The organism is Streptomyces sp. NPDC046335 (assembly GCF_055587985.1).
This window is the reverse complement of record NZ_JBVJFF010000005.1, coordinates 159426-181123: the sequence shown is the minus strand read 5'-3', so window position 1 is coordinate 181123 and position 21698 is coordinate 159426. Positions and strand designations below refer to the sequence as shown.

General features: G+C 73.1%; 13 protein-coding genes and 1 pseudogene. 10 read left to right on the top strand and 4 right to left on the bottom strand.

Annotated features, from left to right (window positions below):
- Window positions 1-44: 44 nt before the first annotated feature.
- Window positions 45-575 (bottom strand): annotated as a pseudogene (locus ACZ6JY_RS13215) (YwqJ-related putative deaminase); the annotation flags it as partial.
- A 654-nt stretch (window positions 576-1229) separates the two neighbouring features.
- On the opposite strand from ACZ6JY_RS13215, the gene ACZ6JY_RS13210 reads away from it, so the two are divergent.
- The 4 genes from ACZ6JY_RS13210 (at window position 1230) to ACZ6JY_RS13195 (ending at window position 7383) form a co-directional block, all read left to right on the top strand.
- Complete coding sequence (locus ACZ6JY_RS13210) at window positions 1230-2216, top strand: SMI1/KNR4 family protein (RefSeq protein ID WP_469195353.1); 987 nt, start codon at window positions 1230-1232, stop codon at window positions 2214-2216.
- A 7-nt stretch (window positions 2217-2223) separates the two neighbouring features.
- On the top strand, window positions 2224-5289 hold the full coding sequence (locus ACZ6JY_RS13205; RefSeq protein WP_469196126.1) for an SUKH-4 family immunity protein: 3066 nt from the start codon (window positions 2224-2226) through the stop codon (window positions 5287-5289).
- Between the two features lie 84 nt (window positions 5290-5373).
- Complete coding sequence (locus ACZ6JY_RS13200) at window positions 5374-6372, top strand: LCP family protein (protein ID WP_469195351.1); 999 nt, start codon at window positions 5374-5376, stop codon at window positions 6370-6372.
- 117 nt (window positions 6373-6489) lie between these two features.
- On the top strand, window positions 6490-7383 hold the full coding sequence (locus ACZ6JY_RS13195) for a cellulose-binding protein (protein WP_469195349.1): 894 nt from the start codon (window positions 6490-6492) through the stop codon (window positions 7381-7383).
- 407 nt (window positions 7384-7790) lie between these two features.
- Here ACZ6JY_RS13195 and ACZ6JY_RS13190 read toward each other — a convergent pair whose 3' ends face one another.
- Entirely contained in the window at window positions 7791-9344 is a 1554-nt protein-coding gene (locus tag ACZ6JY_RS13190; protein WP_469195347.1) for an MDR family MFS transporter, read from the bottom strand.
- A 367-nt stretch (window positions 9345-9711) separates the two neighbouring features.
- Between ACZ6JY_RS13190 and ACZ6JY_RS13185 the strand changes: the two genes are divergently transcribed.
- Complete coding sequence (locus ACZ6JY_RS13185; protein ID WP_447039290.1) at window positions 9712-10500, top strand: ABC transporter ATP-binding protein; 789 nt, start codon at window positions 9712-9714, stop codon at window positions 10498-10500.
- The gene (locus ACZ6JY_RS13180) at window positions 10497-13079 is read left to right on the top strand and encodes an ABC transporter permease (protein ID WP_469195345.1); all 2583 of its coding nucleotides are present in this window, start codon (window positions 10497-10499) and stop codon (window positions 13077-13079) included. Before ACZ6JY_RS13185 ends, ACZ6JY_RS13180 begins: the two co-directional genes overlap by 4 nt.
- Before the next feature lie 107 nt (window positions 13080-13186).
- Here the strand turns inward: ACZ6JY_RS13180 and ACZ6JY_RS13175 are convergent, their stop codons facing one another.
- Window positions 13187-14638, bottom strand: coding sequence for a DUF2079 domain-containing protein (locus ACZ6JY_RS13175; RefSeq protein ID WP_469195343.1), 1452 nt, complete (start codon window positions 14636-14638; stop codon window positions 13187-13189).
- Between the two features lie 527 nt (window positions 14639-15165).
- Here ACZ6JY_RS13175 and mfd point away from each other — a divergent pair.
- On the top strand, window positions 15166-18696 hold the full coding sequence (gene mfd / locus ACZ6JY_RS13170) for a transcription-repair coupling factor (protein WP_469195341.1): 3531 nt from the start codon (window positions 15166-15168) through the stop codon (window positions 18694-18696).
- Window positions 18697-18719: 23 nt separating this feature from the next.
- Here mfd and ACZ6JY_RS13165 read toward each other — a convergent pair whose 3' ends face one another.
- Entirely contained in the window at window positions 18720-19142 is a 423-nt protein-coding gene (locus ACZ6JY_RS13165) for a nuclear transport factor 2 family protein (protein WP_469195339.1), read from the bottom strand.
- A 158-nt stretch (window positions 19143-19300) separates the two neighbouring features.
- On the opposite strand from ACZ6JY_RS13165, the gene ACZ6JY_RS13160 reads away from it, so the two are divergent.
- From ACZ6JY_RS13160 to ACZ6JY_RS13150, 3 genes are all read left to right on the top strand, one after another.
- The gene (locus ACZ6JY_RS13160; RefSeq protein WP_469195337.1) at window positions 19301-20059 is read left to right on the top strand and encodes an MOSC domain-containing protein; all 759 of its coding nucleotides are present in this window, start codon (window positions 19301-19303) and stop codon (window positions 20057-20059) included.
- Window positions 20056-20775: an HNH endonuclease family protein gene (locus tag ACZ6JY_RS13155; protein ID WP_469195335.1), complete on the top strand. Its 720-nt coding sequence runs from the start codon at window positions 20056-20058 to the stop codon at window positions 20773-20775. The genes ACZ6JY_RS13160 and ACZ6JY_RS13155 overlap by 4 nt, the downstream gene beginning before the upstream one ends.
- Before the next feature lie 66 nt (window positions 20776-20841).
- A complete protein-coding gene (locus ACZ6JY_RS13150) occupies window positions 20842-21591 on the top strand; it encodes an N-acetyltransferase (protein WP_469195333.1) in 750 nt (249 codons plus the stop codon).
- The last annotated feature ends 107 nt before the right edge of the window (window positions 21592-21698 follow it).

Below are 21698 nucleotides of genomic sequence, written 5' to 3'. Positions count from 1 at the left end.
TCGGTCCGGTCGCGGTCCGGTGGTGCGGTGCGGCGCGGTGGCGGTCAGGATTCGGTGGCCGACGGGTCGACGACGCGTACGCCGAAGTGCGCCGTCAGGGCGGTGCAGGAGCGGCACGGCGGGGCGAAGGAGCCGTGCAGGGGGTCGCCGTCCTCGCGGATGCGACGGGTGGTCAGTTTGGCGTGTTTGAGCGCTTTGCGGGCTTCGCCGTTGGTCATGGGCTTGCGCGCGGCGCGCTTGGAGCGGCTCGCGTCGGCGGCGGCGATGTGCCGGGAGACGAGGATCGCCTCGGCGCAGCGGCCGGTGAAGCGTTCGCGCTGGCCGCTGGTGAGGGCGTCGAGGAAGTCCTGGACGAGCGGGTGGAGCGCGGGGGGTTCCTCGCCGCGGCCCGGGGTGCAGGTCAGGGTGGTCTGGCCGCGTACGGAGAGGGCGGCGGCGACGGTGGGCAGGATGCCGTCGCGGCGTTGGCGCAGGACTGGCGCGTGGGCGGCGGTGCTGCTCCAGCCGACGCGCGGGTCGCCGAAGGGCCCGGCCTGCGCGGGGTCGCCCGTGGTGGCGGGCCCCGCCGCCGTGGACCCCGCCGCGGTGGGCCTCGCCGCGGTGGACCCGGCTGCGGACGATCCGGCTGCGGTGGGTCCCGCTGCGGTCGATCTCGCTGCCGTGGGCCCGGCTGCGGTCGGCCCCGCTGCCGGGGGCCCGGCTGCGGGCGATCCCGCCGCGGTGGTTCCGGCTGTGGTGGATCCGGCTGTGGTGGCCACGGTGAGTCCTGCCGTCGGGCCCGTCGTCCTGGGCGTCCTGAGCGCTGCCGTGGGCGCCGTGCCGGGCGCCGTCGTGGACAGCCTGTGGGCGGTCGTGCCGCTCGGTGCCGTCTTCATGATGCTGTGTCCCCTCCCCCTGCTCCGCGGCCGTCACCGCGGGTGCCACGCCCCCGCGTTGCTGGGACAGACTGCCAAATGGGGCGGGTGGTGCGGAAGCTGGGGCTCTGCGACACGCCTGGCTTCTCGCTGGTTTCGTCGCACGGTGACCGTCCGGTGGCTGCTGGTCATGGAACCGGAGGCCCGGTGACCGGTGTCGTCCCAACGCATAGGCTGTGTCGACATCCGCAGTACCGGAACCCGTGGAAACCGAAAGTCCGCGGACCGAACCCCGCGGATCAAGGCAGCAGATAAAGACAGCAGAACCAGACAGCAGAACCAGAATCTTCCACAGTGCCGCAGGGGGCAATCGCCATGACGACAGGTCGGCTGGGGCAGCAGTCCGCGCCGCCGAACGCGGCGTACGCCGGGCAGGTCGTGCACTTCCCGGACCCGGTCCGCGCCGCCCGCCATCCCAGAGGGGTGCGGGTGGACGAGCAGGGCTATCCGGACTTCTCCGCCTACGCGCGTGCCGCGGCCGAGATCGCCGAGCCCCCGGAGGGGTTCGGCGTCGACGAGCTGCGCCTGACGGACTATGTGTCGGCGAACGCGGCGCTGGCGGCGGACGGCCACGAGCTGTGGGACACGATTCCCGCGGTGGCGACCCCGCACGGCTGGACGTGGCATCACGCGCGGGGCGGCCGCCGGCTCGAACTCGTGCCGGTCGAGGTGAAGGCGTTGCTGCGGCACCACGGCGGCATCGCGACGACGGCCGTGGACCACGAGAAGCGGGGGACGCGGCCGTTGCAGGAGACGCGGCCCGCGCACTTCGGGCTGCCGAAGGCCGCGGTCGCGGTGACCGAGCAGCAGGTGCAGGGCGTCGAGGAGGACCTCGGCTACCGCCTGCCGGGCGCCTACCGTTCCTTCCTGAAGGCGGCGGGCGGGTGCGCGCCGGTGGGCGCGGCGCTCGACGCCGAGCTGGGTCTCCTGGTCGACCAGCCGTTCTTCACGGTGCGGGACGAGGCCGCGGTCAACGACCTGGTGTACGTCAACAAGTGTCTGCGCGACCACCTCACCAAGGACTACCTCGGGGTCGGGTTCGTGCAGGGCGGTCTGCTCGCCGTGAAGGTCAGGGGCGACCGGGCCGGTTCGGTGTGGTTCTGCGCGTACGACGACGTGCGTGACCAGGACGCGTGGCCGCCCGCCGAGCGGGTGCGGCGGCTGCTGCTGCCGTGCGGCGACGACTTCGACGCCTTCCTGTCGCGGCTGGCCGGCAATCCGCCGGAGCTGGAGACCGTGGCGAACCTGATGGTGGACGGCGGCTTCGCGCGCGCCGTCCCCGTGTCCTCGGCTGGGGAGTGACGTGGCAATGGTGACCTTCGCGCAGGCGCAGGAGCGCGCCGAGGAATGGATCAACGGCGACGTGCCGGGCTACCAGCACCGTGAGGTGCGGGTCCGGGAGTTCGACCTCGGGTTCGTCGTCTGGGCCGAGGACCGGGAGAGCGGTCCCGTCTCCGACGGCGGTGCCCAGCGGCTCGTCATCGCCCGGGACAGCGGCGAGGCCACGCTGTGGCCGGGGCTCGCCGTGGGCGAGGTGATCCGCCGGTACGAGGAGGAGTACGGCCTGCCGGCCACGGCCCCGCAGGACGCGGCTCCGCCGCCGCCGGAACGGGTCGACCTGAACCAGACGTCGTTCCTGTTGAGCCCGCCGGAGTGGCTCCAGGAGGCGGCGGACAAGCTGGGCATTCCCGACCGGAGGTCGGAAGCGGCGGCGTCCGGCTCCGCGTCTGGCTCCGCGTCTGGCTCCGCTTCGGGGGCGGCTGGTGCCCCGGTACCGGAGGCTCCCGCGGCTCCTGCGGCTTCCGCCGTGCCGGGTGGCGGTACGCCGTGGCCCGCGGCCGGTGGTTCCGCCGACGAGGAGGAGCCCGGGCGCGACGACAGCCTGCCCGCGACGTCGGCGGGCGTGCCCTTGGGGGCCACCCCGTGGGCCGGTACGGACACCAACGCCGACGCGGGCGAGGACCACTCGGTGCCGCTGCCCGCCACGGTGTTCTCGCCGCCGCTGGCAGGGCTGGACCAGGGTGACACCCCGCCGGCGGCCGCGCCGGACGCCAAGACGGCCCTGATGCACGGGGGCAGCCACCTCCCGGCGACGGCGATCGCCCCGGCCCTGGACGGACCGAACACTCCGGGCACCCCGCCACCGGGAACGCCGGAGGCTGCCGCGCACCCGCAGGGCCCCGGCGCCCCGGCGCCGAATGCCCCGCAGCCGCCTGCGGGTTCGGCGACGCCGCCGCCGGGCGCTCCCCCGTACGGCTACCCGCAGGGGCCCGGTGCTTCAGCGCCGAATGCTCCGCAGCCGTCTGCTGGTTCGGCGACGCCGCCGCCGGGTGCGCCGGATGCGTACGGGTTCCCGCAGGGCCCTGGCGCTCCGGCGTCCAACGCCCCGCAGCCGCCCGGTTCGGCGACTCCGCCGCCCGGCGCTCCTCCGTATGGCTACCCGCAGGGCCCTGGTGCCCCGGCGGCGAATGCCGCGCAGCCGTCTGCTGGTTCGGCGACTCCGCCGCCGGGTGCTCCCCCGTACGGCTACCCGCAGGGCCCCGGTGCCCCGGCGCCGAATGCCGCGCAGCCGTCTGCTGGTTCGGCGACTCCGCCGCCGGGTGCGCCGGATGCGTACGGCTACCCGCAGGGTCCCGCGCCCAACGCCCCGCAGCCGCCCGCAGGGGACCACGCCGGGGATATCGCCGATGCTGCCACCAGTAAGGCTCAGGGGCCGCCGCGTGGGGCGCGGGGGAGTGGGAGTGCGGCGCCGCCGCCGCCCAGTCCGCCGGGTGTGCCCGGTGGTGCGCCGCAGGCGTCCGGGCCCGGTGCTCCCGGTACGCCCGCCGGGGGCTACGTGCCGACCCAGCTCGTCTCCTCGCTCGGCCCCGACGGGCCGAAGCCGCCCGCGGCGCCCGGTGCCCCGCAGCCTCCGGGGCCGCCAGGTGCTCCCGGTGCCCCGCAGCCGCCCGGTCCGCCCGGTGCTCCGGGTGCTCCGGGTACGCCTCCCGGTGGTGTGCACCACGCCGCGACGATGCTGGCCGATCCGAGCCTCAGTGGCGGGATCAAGCCGCCGGGTGCTCCCGGTGCGCCGCAGCCGCCCGGTCCGCCCGGTCCGCCCGGTGCTCCGGGTGCTCCGGGTACGCCTCCCGGTGGTGTGCACCATGCCGCGACGATGTTCGCCGATCCGAGCCTCGGCGGCGGGATCAAGCCCCCGGGTGCGCCCGGCGCGCCCCAGCCTCCAGGCGCCCCCGGCGTTCCGGGCACGCCGCCCCCCGGTGACGGTGTGCACCACGCCGCGACGATGCTGGCGGGGCCCGCGGTCGGCGGCCCCGGCATGCCGCCCCCTGCCGCGCCGGGGCAGCCGGTGCCGCAGGGCCCGCCCGGTCAGCCGTACGGCTATCCGCAGCCGCCCACCGGGCAGCCCACCGTCGGCCCCGGCTACCAGGCCGTGCTGCGCTACCGCGCGGCCGACGGTTCCGAGCAGCAGCTCATCCGCCGCTCGGCGCCCGGCACCCCGCACCCGGAGTGGCAGATCCTGCACGAGCTGCGCGGCATGAACGTGCCCCCGCAGCAGGTGCTGGAGCTCCACACCGAGCTGGAGTCCTGCGATCTGCCGGGTGCCTACTGCGCCCGGATGATCCGCGAGACCTGGCCGCAGGCGCGGATCACGTCCATCGCCCCGTACGGCAGGGACCACGCGTCCCGGCAGCAGGGCATGCACCAACTGCTCGCGCACCAGGGCGAGCTGCACCAGGTCGCGGACGGCCCGGCGCGCCCGGCGCCGGTGCGCGCCCCGTTGCAGCAGATGCCGCCGGTCCCGCCGATCCCGCCGGAGGGCATCGCGCAGGAGCTGGCCGCGGCCTTCGGGCCCGGCATCTTCCGCTTCGACCAGCGGGCGGTGTCGCGCCAGGGCGTGCCGGACATCGTGGCGCACACCCTGGTGGTGGCGGGGCTGCCCGTCGACTTCGGGCCGTTCTTCTGGGCGCAGGCCCAGCCGGGGCGCCCGGTGCCGACGCTGGCGGAGCTGGCGCAGGAGCGCGGTGTGCAGCCGGCGTCCGACGCGGGCTCGTACCTGGTCATGGGCAGCGACTTCGGCCGGGCGCTGTGCGTCCAGTACGGCACGGCGAACATCGTGGCCGTGCCGGTGGAGGCGGGGCCGGGCGGGGCGCCCGTGCCGCCGCAGTTCGTGAACACGGGGCTGCCCGAGTTCGCGCGCTGCCTGGCCCTGCTCGGCCGCATGTGGCGGCTGCGCTTCGGCCTCAACCAGGAGCAGGCGGGCCGCTGGACCGTCGACTTCCAGAACCAGCTCGCCGCCCTCGACCCGGCGGCGCTCGGCTCGCCGGAGAGCTGGTGGGCGGTCATGCTCGAACAGATGTGGGACGGACTGCTGTAGCGAGGGAGCCGGGTCCTGGCCCGGACGGGTGAGATCGGGGCGTTCGGCCTGCGTGGCGGGCCGGGCGCCCCCGATCATGCGGTCATGGCGGAGAGCGGTGGGCGGGCAGGACCGTCGGCGGGCCGGCGGCGGGCGAAGCGGGCGGCGCTGGTGCTGCTCGCGCTGGTCGTGGTGGTGGCCGCGTACGGCACGGGCCTGTACTTCTGGGCCGGTCCGCGGCTGCGGACCACGGCGGCGTTCACCGACTACGCCGGCCGGCCGGAGCCGGGCAAGGGCACGAACTGGCTGCTCGTCGGCTCCGACAGCCGCTCCTCGCTCACCCCCGGACAGCGCGAGGCGCTCCACGTCGGCAACGACGAGGTGCTCAACACCGACACGATCATGGTCCTGCACCACGGGGACCACGGGCCGCGCCTGGTCTCGCTGCCGCGTGACTCGTACGTGCCGATCCCCGGGCACGGCAAGGGGAAGATCAACTCGGCCTACGCGGCGGGCGGTGCCCCGCTGCTGACCCGGACCGTCGAGCAGGCCACGGGGCTGCGCTTCGACCACTACGCCGAGGTGGACTTCCTCGGCCTCGTCGACGTCGTCGACGCGCTGGGCGGCGTCTCCCTCTGCGTACCCGGGGACGGTCTGCGCGACGAGCGGTCGGGGGCGGATTTCCGCGGGGGCTGCCAGCGGATGGACGGGGTGCGGGCGCTGCGGTACGTGCGGGCCAGGTACGCCGATCCGCGGGGCGACCTGGGGCGGGTGGAGCGGCAGCGGCAGCTCGTGAGCGCGGTCTCGGCGAAGGCCACGGAGGCTTCCGTGCTGCTCCCGCCGTGGCGGCTGGTGCCGTTCCTGTCGACCACGCTCGACGCCCTCACCCTCGACCGGGCGACCAGTACGGGGACGCTGGCCCGCATGGGCCTTCGGATGGAGGGCCTGGCCGGTCGTCCGGGGGTCGCCACGACCGTGCCGTTGGCGGGGGAGCCGGAGATCGCCGGGGCCGGTGACGTCGTGGTGTGGGACCAGGTCAAGGCCGGACGGCTTTTCGAAGCGCTCAAAAACGACACCCCGATGCGGGCTTCGGGGGTGGATTGACGCATCCTTGGGCTGGTGGAGTGGGCGGAGTGTCGCGTTATGAGCGCTTCGGTTTGATCCATCAGGATGTGCGCCAATCGTGCTCTACGTGCGAGGTACGTCGGAGAGGGGTCCAGGATGAGCAGCAGCGGTGCGCCGTCGTCGCACGGGTTCACCAGCGTGCGCGGGCGCGGCTACCGTCCCGCGCAGGTCGAGGCGTACGCCGACGGACTTTTCCGGGAGCGGGACGATGCGTGGGAGCGTGCCGCACGGCTGACCGTTCTCGCCAGGGACATGCAGGAGCAGGCCGAGCAGTTGCGGGAGGCGGTCTCGCGGCTCGCCCCTCAGACGTACGAGGAACTGGGCGCGCGGGCCCAGCAGCTGCTGGCGCTCGCCGAGGCGGAGGCCGAGGCGGTCCTCGAGTCGGGACGGGCGGACGCGCAGGCCGTGGTCGAGGCGGCCGAGGCCTGGGGCCGCGAGGTGCGGGGGGCCGCTCGTGAGTACGCCGACTCCGTCGGCGCGGAGGCCGACGAGTGGGTCGGGCGGCGGCAGCTCGCCGACCGGGCGACGGCGGACGAGGCCAGGATCTCCGCCCGGCGCGAGGCGAAGGAGGTGCGCGGCGAGGCGCTTGCCGTGCTGCGGGAGGTGCGGCAGCGGTGCGAGGGGCTGCTCGCCGGGCAGGCGAAGGAGCAGGAGGAGCGGCAGGAGGTCCTGGAGGGGGAGATCGCGGAGCGGTTGGCCTCGTCGGACGCCGCGGACGCCGAGCGGATCGCCGCGGCCGAGGCCGGCCTCTCTGCGGCGAAGCGGACCTTCGCCGAGGTGGAGGAGGCAGCGCGGCACGGCCAGGAGGACGCGTCGGCCCGCGCCGCGGAGATCGTCGCGGAGGCGGGGGTCCGGGAGGAGCGGATCGCACGGGAGACGGAGCGGGTGCTGCGGGAGCACGGCGAGGAGTGGGACGAGGTGCGGGCCCACATGGAGCACGTGAAGAGCAGCCTCGCCTCGCTGACCGGGCGGGCTGCGGTGGATTCGTAGCGGCTCCCGGCCGGGGCCCTCGGGCACGCGTCAAGGCCGCAGCTTCCCGGCGGATGCTGCCCCACGGACCCTCCGTGCCCCCGCGTCCGGGCTGCCTGTGGTCCGGCGTCCGGGCTGCCTGTGGCTCCGCATCCGGCCGCCTGTGGTCCGGCGTCCGGGCCGCCCGTGGCTCTGCATCCGGGCCGCCTGTGGCCCCGCACCCGGCCCACCTGTGACTCGGGGCCGCCTGTGGCTCCGCATCCGGCCCACCTGTGACTCGGGGCCGCCTGTGGCTCTGCATCCGGGCCGCCCGTGGCTCCGCATCCGGCCCACCTGTGACTCCGCATCCGGCCCACCCGTGGCCCGTATCCGGGCCGACGTGACCTCGCATCCGGCCCACCCGTGACTCCGCGTTCCGGTCCACCCGCTCAGTCCGCCCCCCGTCGTGACGGGCGTTCGTCCGGCTGTGGGCCCTGCTGTTCCTCCCGTAGGACGGGGAAGCGACGCGGGGCCAGGAGCAGCAGGGTCAGGAGGGCGAGGGCTGCCGCGCAGGCGGCGCCGATGTAGACGGCGTCGACCGCCGCGTCCACCGCTCGGCGCAGACGCTCGGGGTCGGCGACCGAACCGGGGTCGTCCAGGACGCGGGCCACCGCGTCGAGCGAGCCCGAGCCGCCGAGCCGGGCGCTCAGGACGCCGTTGGCCACCGCGCCGAAGAGCGCGGCGCCCAGGGTCTGGCCGATCTGGCGGCAGAAGAGGATGGACGCGGTGGCCGTGCCGCGCTCGGCCCAGCCGACGGTGGACTGGACGCCCACGATCAGCGGCAGTTGGAAGAGGCCGAGGGCCGCGCCGAGGAGCAGCATGATCAGGGCCGGCTGCCAGGCCGCACCGGGGTAGGGCAGCAGGGGGAAGGCCAGCAGGATCAGGCCCGCCGCGCAGATGCCGACGACCGCGGTGTTCCGGAAGCCGATCCTGCGGTAGACGTGCTGGCTGAGCGCGGCGGAGACCGGCCAGCTCAGGGTCATCACGGAGAGCACGAACCCGGCGGCCATGGGTGCGAGGCCGAGCACGGACTGGGCGTAGGTCGGCAGGAAGACCGTGGGGGCGACCATCAGGAGGCCGAGCGCGCCGAGGGCGAGGTTGACCGCGGCGATGGTGGGCCGCCGCCAGACCCAGCCGGGGATGATCGGCTGCTCGGCCCGGCGCTCGACCAGCACGACGACGGCCACCAGGGCGAGGCCGGCGGCGAACAGCGCGAGGGAGGGCGCGGAGAGCCAGGCCCAGGCGACCCCGCCCTGCACGAGTGCGGTCAGGAGTACGCCGCCGCAGGCGAAGACGGCGATCGCCCCGGGCCAGTCGACGCGCCCGCGCGGCACCGTCTCCCGTTCGGGTTCGTGCAGGTGGCGCACGATGAGCCAGAGGGCGAGCGCCCCGATCGGCAGGTTGATGAGGAAGATCCAGCGCCAGTCCGTGTACGAGGTGATCAGGCCGCCCAGCGCGGGCCCGGCGACGGACGACGTGGCCCACACGGTCGACAACCTGGCCTGGATCCTCGGGCGTTGCTTCAGCGGGTAGAGGTCGGCGGCGAGCGTCTGCACGGTGCCCTGGATGGCGCCGCCGCCCAGGCCCTGGACGACGCGGAAGGCGATGAGCGACTCCATGTCCCGGGCGAGGGCGCAGAGCGCGGAGCCGAGAAGGAAGAGGACACAGCCCGCGATGAGGACGGGCTTGCGGCCGAAGGTGTCGGAGAGCTTGCCGTAGAGGGGCAGGGTGACCGTGGCCGCGAGCAGATAGCCGGAGAAGAGCCAGGAGAAGATCGGGAAGCCGCCGAGCGAGCCGACGATCTGCGGGACCGCGGTCGAGACGATGGTGGAGTCGACGGCGGTGAGCGCCATGGACAGCATCAGCGCGGCGACGACCGCGCCCCGGCCGCGGTCCCGGCCCCGTATCGCGTCCTGCCCGCCCTTCCCGCCCCGCCCGTCCACCAATATCCCTTCCCTGTGCACCAGTTGCTGCGGGCCACTTTCTCATCCCCCGAGGGAGGAGGGCAGGGTGTAGTCAACCCTGAGACGATCTCCACCGGCGGGTGGAGTTCCCCTAGGGGATCCTCCGTACTGCGGACCGGGGAGGGCTCGTACCGCCGGAGGATGAGCGGGCCCGTAGTCGGTCCTTAGATTGTTCTTACGACGCACCGCACCACCGGAGGGGCGCCGAACCGCACCTGGGGGGTGGGGTTTACCCCCCCGAAAAGACTGCGCTGAGCACCAGCGCGCCGGAGCCGGTCGTCACACCAGACTTGAGCACGCGGCGGACCCGCCCGACGCATCGCATAACCGACTTAGGAGACTTACCGTGACAACGGCTGTGACCACACCCAGGCACGGGGGCACTGGAGGGCGTACGGCCGTGGCGGCTCGGGCGCGCCAGGTAGTGAAGGCGTACGGGTCCGGGGAGACCCGCGTCGTCGCGCTCGACCACATCGACGTCGACATCGACCGGGGCCGGTTCACCGCGATCATGGGCCCCTCCGGCTCCGGCAAGTCCACCCTGATGCACTGCCTCGCCGGCCTCGACACGGTCAGCGAAGGGCAGATCTACCTCGACGAGACCGAGATCACCGGCCTGAAGGACAAGAAGCTCACCCGGCTCCGCAGGGACCGGATCGGCTTCATATTCCAGGCGTTCAACCTGCTCCCGACGCTCAACGCCATCGAGAACATCACGCTCCCGATGGACATCGCGGGCCGCAAGCCGGACCGCGGCTGGCTCGACCAGGTCGTGGAGACCGTCGGCCTCGCCGAGCGCCTCAAGCACCGCCCGACCGAACTCTCCGGCGGCCAGCAGCAGCGCGTGGCCGTGGCGCGCGCGCTCGCCTCACGGCCCGAGATCATCTTCGGCGACGAGCCGACCGGAAACCTCGACTCCCGCGCGGGCGCCGAAGTCCTCGGCTTCCTGCGCAGGTCGGTGACCGAGCTCGGCCAGACCATCGTGATGGTCACGCACGACCCGGTCGCCGCCTCGTACGCGGACCGCGTGCTGTACCTCGCCGACGGCCGGATCGTCGACGAGATGCACCACCCCACGGCCGACCAGGTCCTGGACCGCATGAAGTCCTTCGACGCGCGGGGGCGCACGTCATGACCGTGCTCAAGACCTCGATGCGCAACTTCTTCGCGCACAAGGGGCGCATGGCGCTCTCCGCCGTGGCCGTGATCCTCTCGGTGGCGTTCGTGTGCGGCACGCTCGTCTTCTCCGACACCATGAGCACCACCTTCGACAAGCTCTTCGCGGCGACCTCCGCCGACGTCACGGTCAGCCCCAAGTCCGCCGAGGACGCGGGCGAGACCCCGCGCAGCGGCAAGCCCGAGTCGATGCCCGCCTCCGCCGTCCGCGAGGCGGCGAAGACCGAGGGCGCCAAGTCCGCCGAAGGCGTGGTCAGCAGCCAGAGCGTGACCGTCGTCGACGCGAAGAACGAGAACGTGGGCCCCACCGGCGGCGGCCCGACCTTCGCCGGCAACTGGACGCGCAACGACCTGCGTTCGATGGACATCACCTCCGGTCACGCGCCCCGCGGCCCCACCGACGTGATGGTCGACGCGGACACCGCCGACAAGCACGACCTCAAGATCGGTGACGAGCTGCGCACCATCGCCGCCACCGGCGACCACACCGCGAAGATCTCCGGCATAGCCACGTTCAAGGTCACCAACCCCGGCGCCGCGATCGTCTACTTCGACACCGAGACCGCCCAGCGCGAACTCCTCGGCGTCACCGGCCGGTTCACGCACGTCAACGTCACCGCCGACGCGGGCGTCAGCGACACCGCGCTGAAGGCGAACGTCGCGACGTCCCTGGACAAGGCCGCGCTCGACATCAAGACGCAGAAGGAGAGCGCCGACGACAACCGCGAGTCCGTCGGCGGTTTCCTGGACATCATGAAGTACGCGATGCTCGGCTTCGCCGGGATCGCCTTCCTCGTCGGCATCTTCCTGATCATCAACACCTTCTCGATGCTGGTCGCCCAGCGCACCCGTGAGATCGGCCTGATGCGGGCCATCGGATCGAGCCGCAAGCAGGTCAACCGCTCGGTGCTCGCCGAGGCGACGATGCTCGGCGTGGCCGGCTCCGTCCTCGGTGTCGGCGCGGGCGTCGGCCTCGCCGTCGGCCTGATGAAGCTCATGTCCGGCATGGGCATGGAACTGTCCACCGCAGACCTCACCGTCAAGTGGACGACGCCCGTCATCGGCATGGTGCTCGGCATCGTCGTCACCGTCCTCGCCGCGTACCTCCCGGCACGCAGGGCGGGCAAGGTCTCCCCGATGGCCGCGCTGCGCGACGCGGGGACCCCGGCCGACGGCCGTGCGAGCGCGGTGCGCGCCGTCATCGGCCTGGTCCTGACCGGCGCGGGCGCCTTCGGCCTCTACCTGGCCTCGCAGGCCGACAAGGCCTCGGAGGGCTCGCTCTTCCTGGGCGGCGGCGTCGTCCTCACCCTCATCGGCTTCGTCGTCATCGGCCCCGTCCTCGCCTCCGGCGTGGTGCGCGTCCTCAGCGCGGTCCTGCTGCGGGCCTTCGGCCCCGTCGGGCGGATGGCCGAACGCAACGCCCTGCGCAACCCGCGCCGCACCGGAGCGACCGGCGCGGCCCTGATGATCGGCCTCGCGCTGGTCGCCTGCCTCTCCGTGGTCGGCTCCTCGATGGTCGCCTCGGCCACCGACGAGCTCGACAAGTCGGTGGGCGCGGACTTCATCGTCCAGTCCGACCAGCCCGGCGTGGCGATCACCGCGAAGGCCGCCGAGTCCATGGCGAAGGCCGAGCACCTCGGCCACATCACCCGCTACAAGCAGATCAACGCGGACATGACGACGCCCGACGGCAAGACCGTGGACGGCGTCGGCATGAGCGCCGCCGACCCGACGTACGCCAAGGACGTGCGCCGCGAGACGCTCGCCGGTGAACTGTCCGCCGCGTACGGGAAGAACGCCATGTCGGTCGGCGACGAGTTCGCCCGGAAGCACGGCCTGAAGGTCGGCGACGAGCTGAAGATCGCCTTCGAGCACGGGAAGACGGCCGAGCTGAGGCTCGCGGCGATCACCTCGGACGAGGGCACGGTCGACAAGGGCGCGATGTACACGAACATCACGACGCTGGAGAGCTACGTCCCGGCCGACCGGATGCCGCAGAACGACATCATGTTCGCCACGGCCGCCAAGGGCCAGGACAAGGCCGCGTACCAGTCCCTCAAGGACTCCCTCGCCGAGTACCCGCAGTACAAGGTCATGGACCAGACCGACTTCAAGCAGACCCTGAAGGACCAGGTCGGCCAGATGCTGAACATGGTCTACGGCCTGCTCGGCCTCGCGATCATCGTCGCGATCCTCGGTGTGGTGAACACCCTGGCCCTCTCGGTGGTCGAGCGCACCAGGGAGATCGGCCTGATGCGGGCGATCGGCCTCTCGCGCCGCCAGCTCCGCCGCATGATCCGCATGGAGTCCGTGGTCATCGCCCTCTTCGGCGCGCTGCTCGGCCTGGGCCTGGGCATGGGCTGGGGGGCCACGGCACAGAAGCTGCTCGCCCTGGAGGGCCTGAAGGTCCTGGAGATCCCGTGGCCGACGATCATCGCGGTCTTCATCGGGTCGGCGTTCGTGGGCCTGTTCGCCGCGCTCGTCCCCGCCTTCCGGGCGGGCCGGATGAACGTACTGAACGCCATCGCCACCGAATAGCCCACTGTGAACGGGGGAACGGGGAAGCCGGCCCCGGCGGGAGCGCACAGCGCCCGCCGGGGCCGGCTGGGTGTCATCGGGATGTCGACGGGGCTGGCCCGGCGCCGTCAGGCCCGGCGGATCAGGACGTAGCCGTGGGCGTCGGCCTCGTGGACGTACCGGACGCCCGGGTGCAGCTTCTGGGCGTACGCGACCGGGTCCTTGGCCCAGCCGGAACGGTTGTCCAGGGCCAGGTACCGGGGGACGACCGGGCGGGCCGTGCCGACCCAGAAGACGCGGGCGCGGGAGGTGAGCCTGCTGATGGGCCCGATGTTCGCCTCGACGGTGGCGCCGTCGGGAATCCGGCCCAGCAGCCGCTCCACGGCGGCGACCTCCCCGCTCTTCTCGTACGTACGGGCCTCGGCGAGGGACGAGATGGGCAGGGAGGTCGTCAGGGCGAGCGCCGCGGCGGCGGCGCAGGCCGGAAGCAGCTCGGCGTACCGCCGCAGCCACGGCCGCTCGCTGCGGCGGGCGGTGGCGACGGCGTCGACGAGGGCGAGCAGGAGCACCGGCATGAGGACGGCGCTGTAGTGCCAGTCGGTGCCCCAGTAGTGGTCGTCGGCGGAGAGGAAGCGCCAGCCGATGGTGGGGAGGATGATCAGGAGCAGCGGCGAGCGCAGGGCGAGCAGCCCGGTGGTGGGGATGAGCAGCCAGGCGAGGGTGCGGACCTTGGTCCAGAAGCCGTCGAAGAGGACGGGGAGCCCGCCGCCGTCACCGACCTTGTCCCAGTAGTCGTAGGCGCCGACGGAGTTGAAGGCGGGGATGATCAGCGTGAGCGTGGCGGCGGTGGCGAGGGCCCCGAAGGCGGCGACGCCGAGCGCGTAGGGCAGGGCCTTGGGGTCGCAGCGGCGGCAGCGGATCGCCACGACGACGGCGATGGCGGCGAGCGTCACCCCCAGGTCCTCCTTGACGAGGACCAGCGGCAGCGCCCAGAGCAGCGCGGCCCGCCAGCGCAGCCGCAGCAGCGCCTCCAGGGAGAAGGCGATCAGCGGTACGGCGAAGCAGATCTCGTGGAAGTCGAAGTCGGCGGCGCGCTGGAGACCCCAGGAGAGCCCGTAGGCGATGCCGACCGCGAGCCCGGGGCCGCGCCCGAGCAGCCGGGTCGCGGCGCGCGTCACGGGGATCGCGGAGACGGCGAAGAGCAGGGCCTGGGCCACGAGGAGCGTGACGGGCGAGGGGAAGAGGCGGTAGGCGGGCGCGAGGAGGGCGGTGACCGGGCTGAAGTGGTCGCCGAGGATGTTCGCGCCGGGCCCCTTGAGGTCGGCGACGGGCACCTGGAGGTGCGCGTAGGCCCGCACGGCCTGCTCGAATATCCCGAGGTCCCAGGAGAGGCTCTCCATCTGCCGGTACCGCCCGACGGACACCATGGCGTACGCGAGGAAGAGACCGGCGGCGAGGACGAGCGGCGCGCGGTCCCAGAGCCCGCGGCTCCCCTTGGCGGGGGCGTCGGCCCGGTCCCGCCCGGATATGAGCTCGTCGGCACGCTCCAGGGCGGGGGCGTCGGTCTGTGCTCCGGGCATGACGTGGCTTCCTGATCGACGACAGTGGTGCGACGGGCTTCGCGGGGGCGGGGCGGCTTTTTCGTACCGGCGTATTCGGGACATTGTGCGGGAAGGCCCCCGCGACACCAGAGCCGGGCACGCCGCATGGCGGGATCGGGTGTGCCGCGTCGCGGGGCGGGGAGAGCCGCGACGTGGGGCTGGCCGCGCTCGGGTGAGGCGGGGCGTGCCGCGTCGCGAGGTGGGGAGAGCGGCGTCGTGGGGCGGGCACGGCGGGATCGGGTGTGCGGCGGCGCGAGGTGGGGGAGCGCCGCATCGTGAGGCGGGGTGTGGCGTGCTCGGGGGTCGGTCGTGCCTCGCTCGGACGTGGGGTGTGCCGCGCTCGGAGGCGGGGTGTGGCGTGCTCGGGGGTGGGGGCGTGGCGATGCGCGCTGTGTGTGTCGGTCTCAAGTCGTACGCTGGGTACCCCCGGCCCGTGCGACGTGCCGGGCGGTTCGCGTTGCCCACCTGAGCTTCGCTCACTCCGTACCTGGACGGAAAAAGCCCACATGAGCCTGCACGGTCTGCTCGATGCCGTCGTCAAGGACGCCGCACTCGCCGAAGCGGTCGAGGCCGCCGGCGACGGCCACCGCATGCACGTCGACCTGGTCGGCCCGCCCGCGGCCCGCCCGTTCGCGGTGGCGGCGCTCGCCCGGGACTCCGGCCGTCCCGTCCTCGCCGTCACGGCCACGGGCCGCGAGGCGGAGGACCTGGCCGCGGCGCTGCGCACGATCCTGCCGCCGGACGGCGTGGTGGACTACCCGTCCTGGGAGACGCTGCCGCACGAGCGCCTCTCGCCCCGCTCCGACACCGTCGGCCGCCGCCTCGCCGTGCTGCGCCGCCTGGCGCACCCGCGGATGGACGACCCCGAGACGGGCCCGGTCTCCGTCATCGTCGCGCCGGTCCGCTCGGTCCTCCAGCCGCAGGTCAAGGGCCTCGGCGACCTGGAGCCGGTGGCGCTGCGCGCCGGACAGACCACCGACCTGAACGACATCGTCGAGGCGCTCGCGGCAGCCGCGTACGCCCGGGTCGAGCTGGTCGAGAAGCGCGGCGAGTTCGCCGTGCGCGGCGGCATCCTCGACGTCTTCCCGCCGACGGAGGAGCACCCGCTCCGCGTCGAGTTCTGGGGCGACGACGTCGAGGAGATCCGCTACTTCAAGGTCGCCGACCAGCGCTCCCTGGAGGTCGCCGAGCACGGCCTGTGGGCGCCGCCCTGCCGCGAGCTGCTGCTCACCGACGACGTGCGCCGGAAGGCCGCGGCCCTCGCCGAGCTCCACCCCGAGCTGGGCGAGCTCCTCGGCAAGATCGCCGAGGGCATCGCGGTCGAGGGCATGGAGTCCCTGGCCCCCGTCCTGGTGGACGACATGGAGCTGCTGATCGACGTCATGCCGAAGGGCTCCATGGCGGTGGTCTGCGACCCGGAGCGGGTGCGCTCGCGCGCGGCCGACCTGGTGGCGACCTCGCAGGAGTTCCTCCAGGCCAGCTGGGCGGCGACGGCGGACGGCGGCGAGGCCCCGATCGACGTGGACGCGGCGTCCCTGTGGGGCATCGCGGACGTCCGCGACCACGCCCGTGAGCTGGGCATGATGTGGTGGTCGGTCAGCCCCTTCGCCGCCGACGCCGAGCTCGACGACGACACCCTGAAGCTCGGCATGCACGCCCCCGAGACCTACCGGGGCGACACCGCGAAGGCCCTCGCGGACACCAAGGGCTGGCTCGCCGACGGCTGGCGCACGGTCTACGTCACCGAGGGCCACGGCCCCGCCGCCCGTACCGTCGAGGTCCTCGGCGGCGAGGGCATCGCGGCCCGCCTCGACGGCGACCTCGGCGAGCTGACGCCGTCGCTCGTGCACGTCTCCTGCGGCTCGATCGACTACGGCTTCATCGACCCCGCGCTCAAGCTCGCCGTCCTCACCGAGACCGACATCTCCGGCCAGAAGGCGGCCGGCAAGGACGGGCAGCGCATGCCCGCGCGCCGCCGCAAGACGATCGACCCGCTGACCCTGGAGGCCGGCGACTACATCGTCCACGAGCAGCACGGCGTCGGCCGCTACATCGAGATGGTCCAGCGCACGGTCCAGGGCGCCACCCGCGAGTACCTCGTCGTGGAGTACGCCCCCGCCAAGCGCGGCCAGCCCGGCGACCGCCTCTACATCCCCACCGACCAGCTGGAGCAGATCACCAAGTACGTGGGCGGCGAGGCCCCCACCATGCACCGGCTCGGCGGCGCCGACTGGACGAAGACGAAGGCGCGCGCGAAGAAGGCGGTCAAGGAGATCGCCGCCGACCTCATCAAGCTGTACTCGGCCCGCATGGCCGCCCCCGGCCACGCCTTCGGCCCCGACACGCCCTGGCAGCGCGAGCTGGAGGACGCCTTCCCGTACGTGGAGACGCCCGACCAGCTCACCACCATCGCCGAGGTCAAGGAGGACATGGAGAAGACGATCCCCATGGACCGCCTGATCTGCGGCGACGTCGGCTACGGCAAGACGGAGATCGCGGTCCGCGCCGCCTTCAAGGCGGTGCAGGACGGCAAGCAGGTCGCGGTCCTCGTCCCGACGACGCTGCTCGTGCAGCAGCACTTCGGCACGTTCGGCGAGCGGTACTCGCAGTTCCCGGTCAGCGTGAAGGCGCTGAGCCGCTTCCAGACGGAGACCGAGTCCAAGGCCACCCTGGAGGGCCTGCGCGACGGCTCGGTGGACATCGTCATCGGCACGCACCGCCTCTTCTCCTCCGAGACCAGGTTCAAGGACCTCGGCCTGGTCATCGTCGACGAGGAGCAGCGCTTCGGCGTCGAGCACAAGGAGCAGCTGAAGAAGCTCCGCGCCAACGTCGACGTGCTGACCATGTCGGCCACCCCCATTCCCCGTACGCTCGAAATGGCCGTGACCGGCATCCGCGAGATGTCGACCATCACCACGCCGCCCGAGGAGCGCCACCCGGTCCTGACCTTCGTCGGGCCGTACGAGGAGAAGCAGATCGGCGCGGCCGTGCGCCGCGAACTGCTCCGTGAGGGCCAGGTCTTCTACATCCACAACCGCGTCGAGTCCATCGACCGCGCGGCGGCCAGGCTCCGCGACATCATCCCCGAGGCCCGTATCGCCACCGCCCACGGCCAGATGTCCGAACAGGCCCTGGAACAGGTCGTGGTGGACTTCTGGGAGAAGAAGTTCGACGTGCTCGTCTCGACGACGATCGTCGAGTCCGGCATCGACATCTCCAACGCCAACACGCTCATCGTCGAGCGCGGCGACAACTTCGGCCTCTCCCAGCTCCACCAGCTCCGCGGCCGTGTCGGCCGTGGCCGCGAGCGCGGCTACGCCTACTTCCTCTACCCGCCGGAGAAGCCCCTCACGGAGACCGCCCACGAGCGCCTCGCCACGATCGCCCAGCACACCGAGATGGGCGCGGGCATGTACGTGGCGATGAAGGACCTGGAGATCCGCGGCGCGGGCAATCTCCTCGGCGGCGAGCAGTCGGGTCACATCGCGGGCGTCGGCTTCGACCTGTACGTCCGCATGGTCGGCGAGGCGGTGGCCGACTACCGCGCCTCGCTGGAGGGCGGTGTCGAGGAGGAGCCGCCCCTGGAGGTCAAGATCGAGCTCCCGGTCGACGCGCACGTCCCGCACGACTACGCCCCCGGCGAGCGCCTCCGTCTCCAGGCCTACCGCGCCATCGCCTCCGCCACCACGGAGGAGGACGTCAAGTCCGTACGCGAGGAACTCACCGACCGCTACGGCAAGCTGCCGGAGCCGGTCGAGAACCTCCTCCTGGTCGCGGGCCTGCGGATGCTCGCGCGCGCCTGCGAGGTCGGCGAGATCGTCCTCCAGGGCAACAACATCCGCTTCGCCCCGGTGGAGCTGCGCGAGTCCCAGGAGCTGCGCCTCAAGCGCCTCTACCCCGGCACGCTCATCAAGGGCAACGCCCACCAGATCCTGGTGCCGCGCCCCAAGACCGCGAAGGTCGGCGGCAAGCCGCTGGTCGGGCGGGAACTGCTCGGCTGGGTGGGGGAGTTCCTCACCTCGATCCTGGGGTCGTAGCGGCAGTAGCGGCGGGGCGGGCGTCAGGGCGTGCACGCCTCGGCGATCGACAGGCTGTTCTCGTAGAGGTGGTGGCGGGTGATCCGCCCCTCCTCGACGGTGAGCCGCAGCGCGAAGGGCCCCTCGAAGGACTTGCCGGTGGCGCGGACGGTTCCCGAGAGGTGGCCCATCAGGACCGCGTCGGCGCCGTCCACGAGGAACGTGTCGAGGGTGGCGCGGGAGTCCTCGGCGACGGTGTGCGCGGCGAGATCGGCGGACTGGGCGGCGCACTCGGGGCCGGTGCGGCGCGGGCGGATCCAGGGCGCGGCGGGGTTCTCGGCGAGGAGCCAGTCGACGTCGTCGGCGAAGAGCTCCACCATCCGTCCGGTGTCGCCGGCCATGCGGGCTTCGAGAAACGCCTGCACGACGGCTCGGGTGGCTTCGGGGGCGGGGCGCTGGGCGGTCATCGTGCTCTCCTCGGCGTGGGCTGGGCCTCGTTGACGTGTCCGATCCTGCCGGGGCGGGGGCGGCCGGTCGATTACCCGGGAGGTCATGCCGGTGGCCGAGGCGGGGCTGCGGTTACCGTGGTGCCCGGGAGAGTCCGCCCAGGGGAGGGGAGAGCGCAGTGACGCTCAAGGTCGTGGGTCTGTACCGGTTCCCGGTGAAGTCGATGCTCGGCGAGGAGCACGAGCGTCTTGAGTGCGACGCGCGCGGCGTCGTCGGCGACCGGTGGTGGGCCCTGCGCTACCCCGACGGCAAGCTCGCCAGCGGCAAGAACCACCAGCGCTTCCGCCGCACCCCCGGCATGCTGGAGCACCATGTGACCTACGACGGGGGCGGCACGCCCGTCATCACCGCGCCGGACGGCGCGGCACTGCGGCCGGGCGACCCGCGCATCGCCGAACGCTTCGGCGAGGGCGTCGAGCTGGTCCGCGAGGGCGAGAGCAGCCACAAGGACGTCTCCGCCGTCTCCGTCATCGGCACCGCCTCGCTCCGCGCCATCGGCGACCTGCTCGGTGACGCCGACCCCGTCGACGTACGGCGGCTGCGCAAGAACGTCGTCGTGGAGACCGACGAGCCGTGGATCGAGGAGGACTGGGTGGGCCGCGAGATCACCATCGGCGCGGACCGGGACGGGGACGGGCACGGGGACGGGCACGGGGACGGGCACGGGGGTGTCGACCGCGGCGCGGGGCCGCTGCGGCTGCGGGTCGTCAAGCGCGTCAAGCGCTGCGTCATGGTCACCCAGGCCCAGCCCGGCCTGCCCGTGGACAGCCGCGTCCTGAAGGCGCTCACCGCCGCCCGCGGCATGTGCGCCGGGGTCCACACGGACGTCGTGACGCCCGCGCCGATCACCCTCGGCGACACGGTGACCGTCCGATGAGCCGACGCACCGCCCCGGCCCTGCTCGCCCTGTTCGCCGTGCCCGCACTGCTGACGGGCTGTGAGACCGGCGGCAAGGCGGAGGGCGGCGCTTCGGGGTCCGATGCCGAGGCGGGCTCCGCGCTCGCCGCCGTGGACACGCTCACCGTCAAGGGCCGCGCCCCGAAGACCGGTTACGACCGGGCCAGGTTCGGCACCGCCTGGGCCGACACGGACTCCAACAGCTGCCCGACCAGGGACGACATCCTCAAGCGGGACCTGAAGGACGTCACGTACGAGGGCGGGGACTGCCGGGTCGCCTCCGGGAAGCTCGCCCCCGACCCGTACACCGGCAAGGAAGTAACGTTCCGGCGCGGGCGCAGCCAGGTCGACATAGACCACCTCGTCGCCCTCTCCGACGCCTGGCAGAAGGGCGCCGCGAAGTGGGAGCCGAGCAAGCGCATCGCCTTCGCCAACGACCCGCTCAATCTCCTCGCCGTCGACGCGGGCCCCAACCGCAGCAAGGGTGACGGCGACACCGCGACCTGGCTGCCGCCGGACAAGGGCTTCCGCTGTACGTACGTGGCCGGGCAGGTCGCGGTGAAGAAGAAGTACGGGGTGTGGGTGACCGGTGCCGAACGCGACGCCATGAAGAAGGTGCTCGCGGCCTGCCCCGGCGAGGAACTGCCGGCGGGTGGCGCGCCGACCGACGCTCCGGGGCGCTTCCGCGCGAGGTGACGCGGGACTGGGCCGGGGAGGAAAACGGGGTGCCGGTGCGGGGCCCCGCCGGTTAGCGTGCGCCGCATGGACCTCAAGATCACGACCCTTGCCGAGCGGCCCGAACTCGCGGGGCCGCTCTGGAACATGGCCGAGGACTGGCCCGAGTTCATCCTGCACGACCCGGTCGGCTGGTCGCTGATCGGACGCCTCCTCAAGGACTTCCCGGAGTACGTCCTGATCGCCACTGACGCCGAAGCCGACGGCAAGGTCGTGGCCCGCGCCTTCAGCGTGCCGCTCGGGCTGCGCGCCCGCGCCGGGGACGGGCTGCCCGACGGCGGCTGGGACCAGGTCATGCTCTGGGCCTTCTCCGACCTGAGGCACGGCAACGCCCCCGACACGGTGAGCGCCATCGAGATAACCGTCGACCGCTCGGCGCAGGGCAAGGGTGTCTCCGGGCAGATGCTGGCGGCCATGCGGGACAACGCCCGCGCCCGCGGCTTCAGCGAGGTCGTCGCGCCGGTACGCCCCAACGCCAAGCATCTCGAACCGGCCGCGCAGATCGACGAGTACGCGTACCGCATGCGCGAGGACGGCCTGCCCCACGATCCCTGGCTGCGGGTCCACGTGCGCGCGGGCGGCGTGATCGAGAAGGTCGCGCACGCCTCCATGACGGTGTCCGGGTCGACCGCGCAGTGGCGCGAATGGACTGGACTGCCCTTCGACGAGGAGGGCCCGGTCGAGGTCCCGGGCGCGCTCGTACCGGTGCACTGCGAGGCGCGGCGCGGCTATGCGGTGTACGTCGAGCCGAACGTGTGGGTACGGCACGCGTTGTGACGGGGGCCCGCGCCACGGCTGTGAACCGAGTCAACGCGGCGGCATGTGTACTCTAAGTTCACGGGTGTGAAGCGTCGCGTGCGAGCAGGCGCTGGGTATGCTCGACG

Excerpts from the sequence above, each read along its gene's own strand:
- mfd (WP_469195341.1), top strand. The coding sequence starts at position 15,166 with ATGAGCCTGCACGGTCTGCTCGATGCCGTCGTCAAGGACGCCGCACTC.
- ACZ6JY_RS13210 (WP_469195353.1), top strand. The coding sequence starts at position 1,230 with ATGACGACAGGTCGGCTGGGGCAGCAGTCCGCGCCGCCGAACGCGGCG.
- ACZ6JY_RS13155 (WP_469195335.1), top strand. The coding sequence starts at position 20,056 with ATGAGCCGACGCACCGCCCCGGCCCTGCTCGCCCTGTTCGCCGTGCCC.
- ACZ6JY_RS13165 (WP_469195339.1), bottom strand. The coding sequence starts at position 19,142 with ATGACCGCCCAGCGCCCCGCCCCCGAAGCCACCCGAGCCGTCGTGCAG.
- ACZ6JY_RS13200 (WP_469195351.1), top strand. The coding sequence starts at position 5,374 with ATGGCGGAGAGCGGTGGGCGGGCAGGACCGTCGGCGGGCCGGCGGCGG.
- ACZ6JY_RS13180 (WP_469195345.1), top strand. The coding sequence starts at position 10,497 with ATGACCGTGCTCAAGACCTCGATGCGCAACTTCTTCGCGCACAAGGGG.
- ACZ6JY_RS13175 (WP_469195343.1), bottom strand. The coding sequence starts at position 14,638 with ATGCCCGGAGCACAGACCGACGCCCCCGCCCTGGAGCGTGCCGACGAG.
- ACZ6JY_RS13205 (WP_469196126.1), top strand. The coding sequence starts at position 2,224 with ATGGTGACCTTCGCGCAGGCGCAGGAGCGCGCCGAGGAATGGATCAAC.
- ACZ6JY_RS13150 (WP_469195333.1), top strand. The coding sequence starts at position 20,842 with ATGGACCTCAAGATCACGACCCTTGCCGAGCGGCCCGAACTCGCGGGG.
- ACZ6JY_RS13195 (WP_469195349.1), top strand. The coding sequence starts at position 6,490 with ATGAGCAGCAGCGGTGCGCCGTCGTCGCACGGGTTCACCAGCGTGCGC.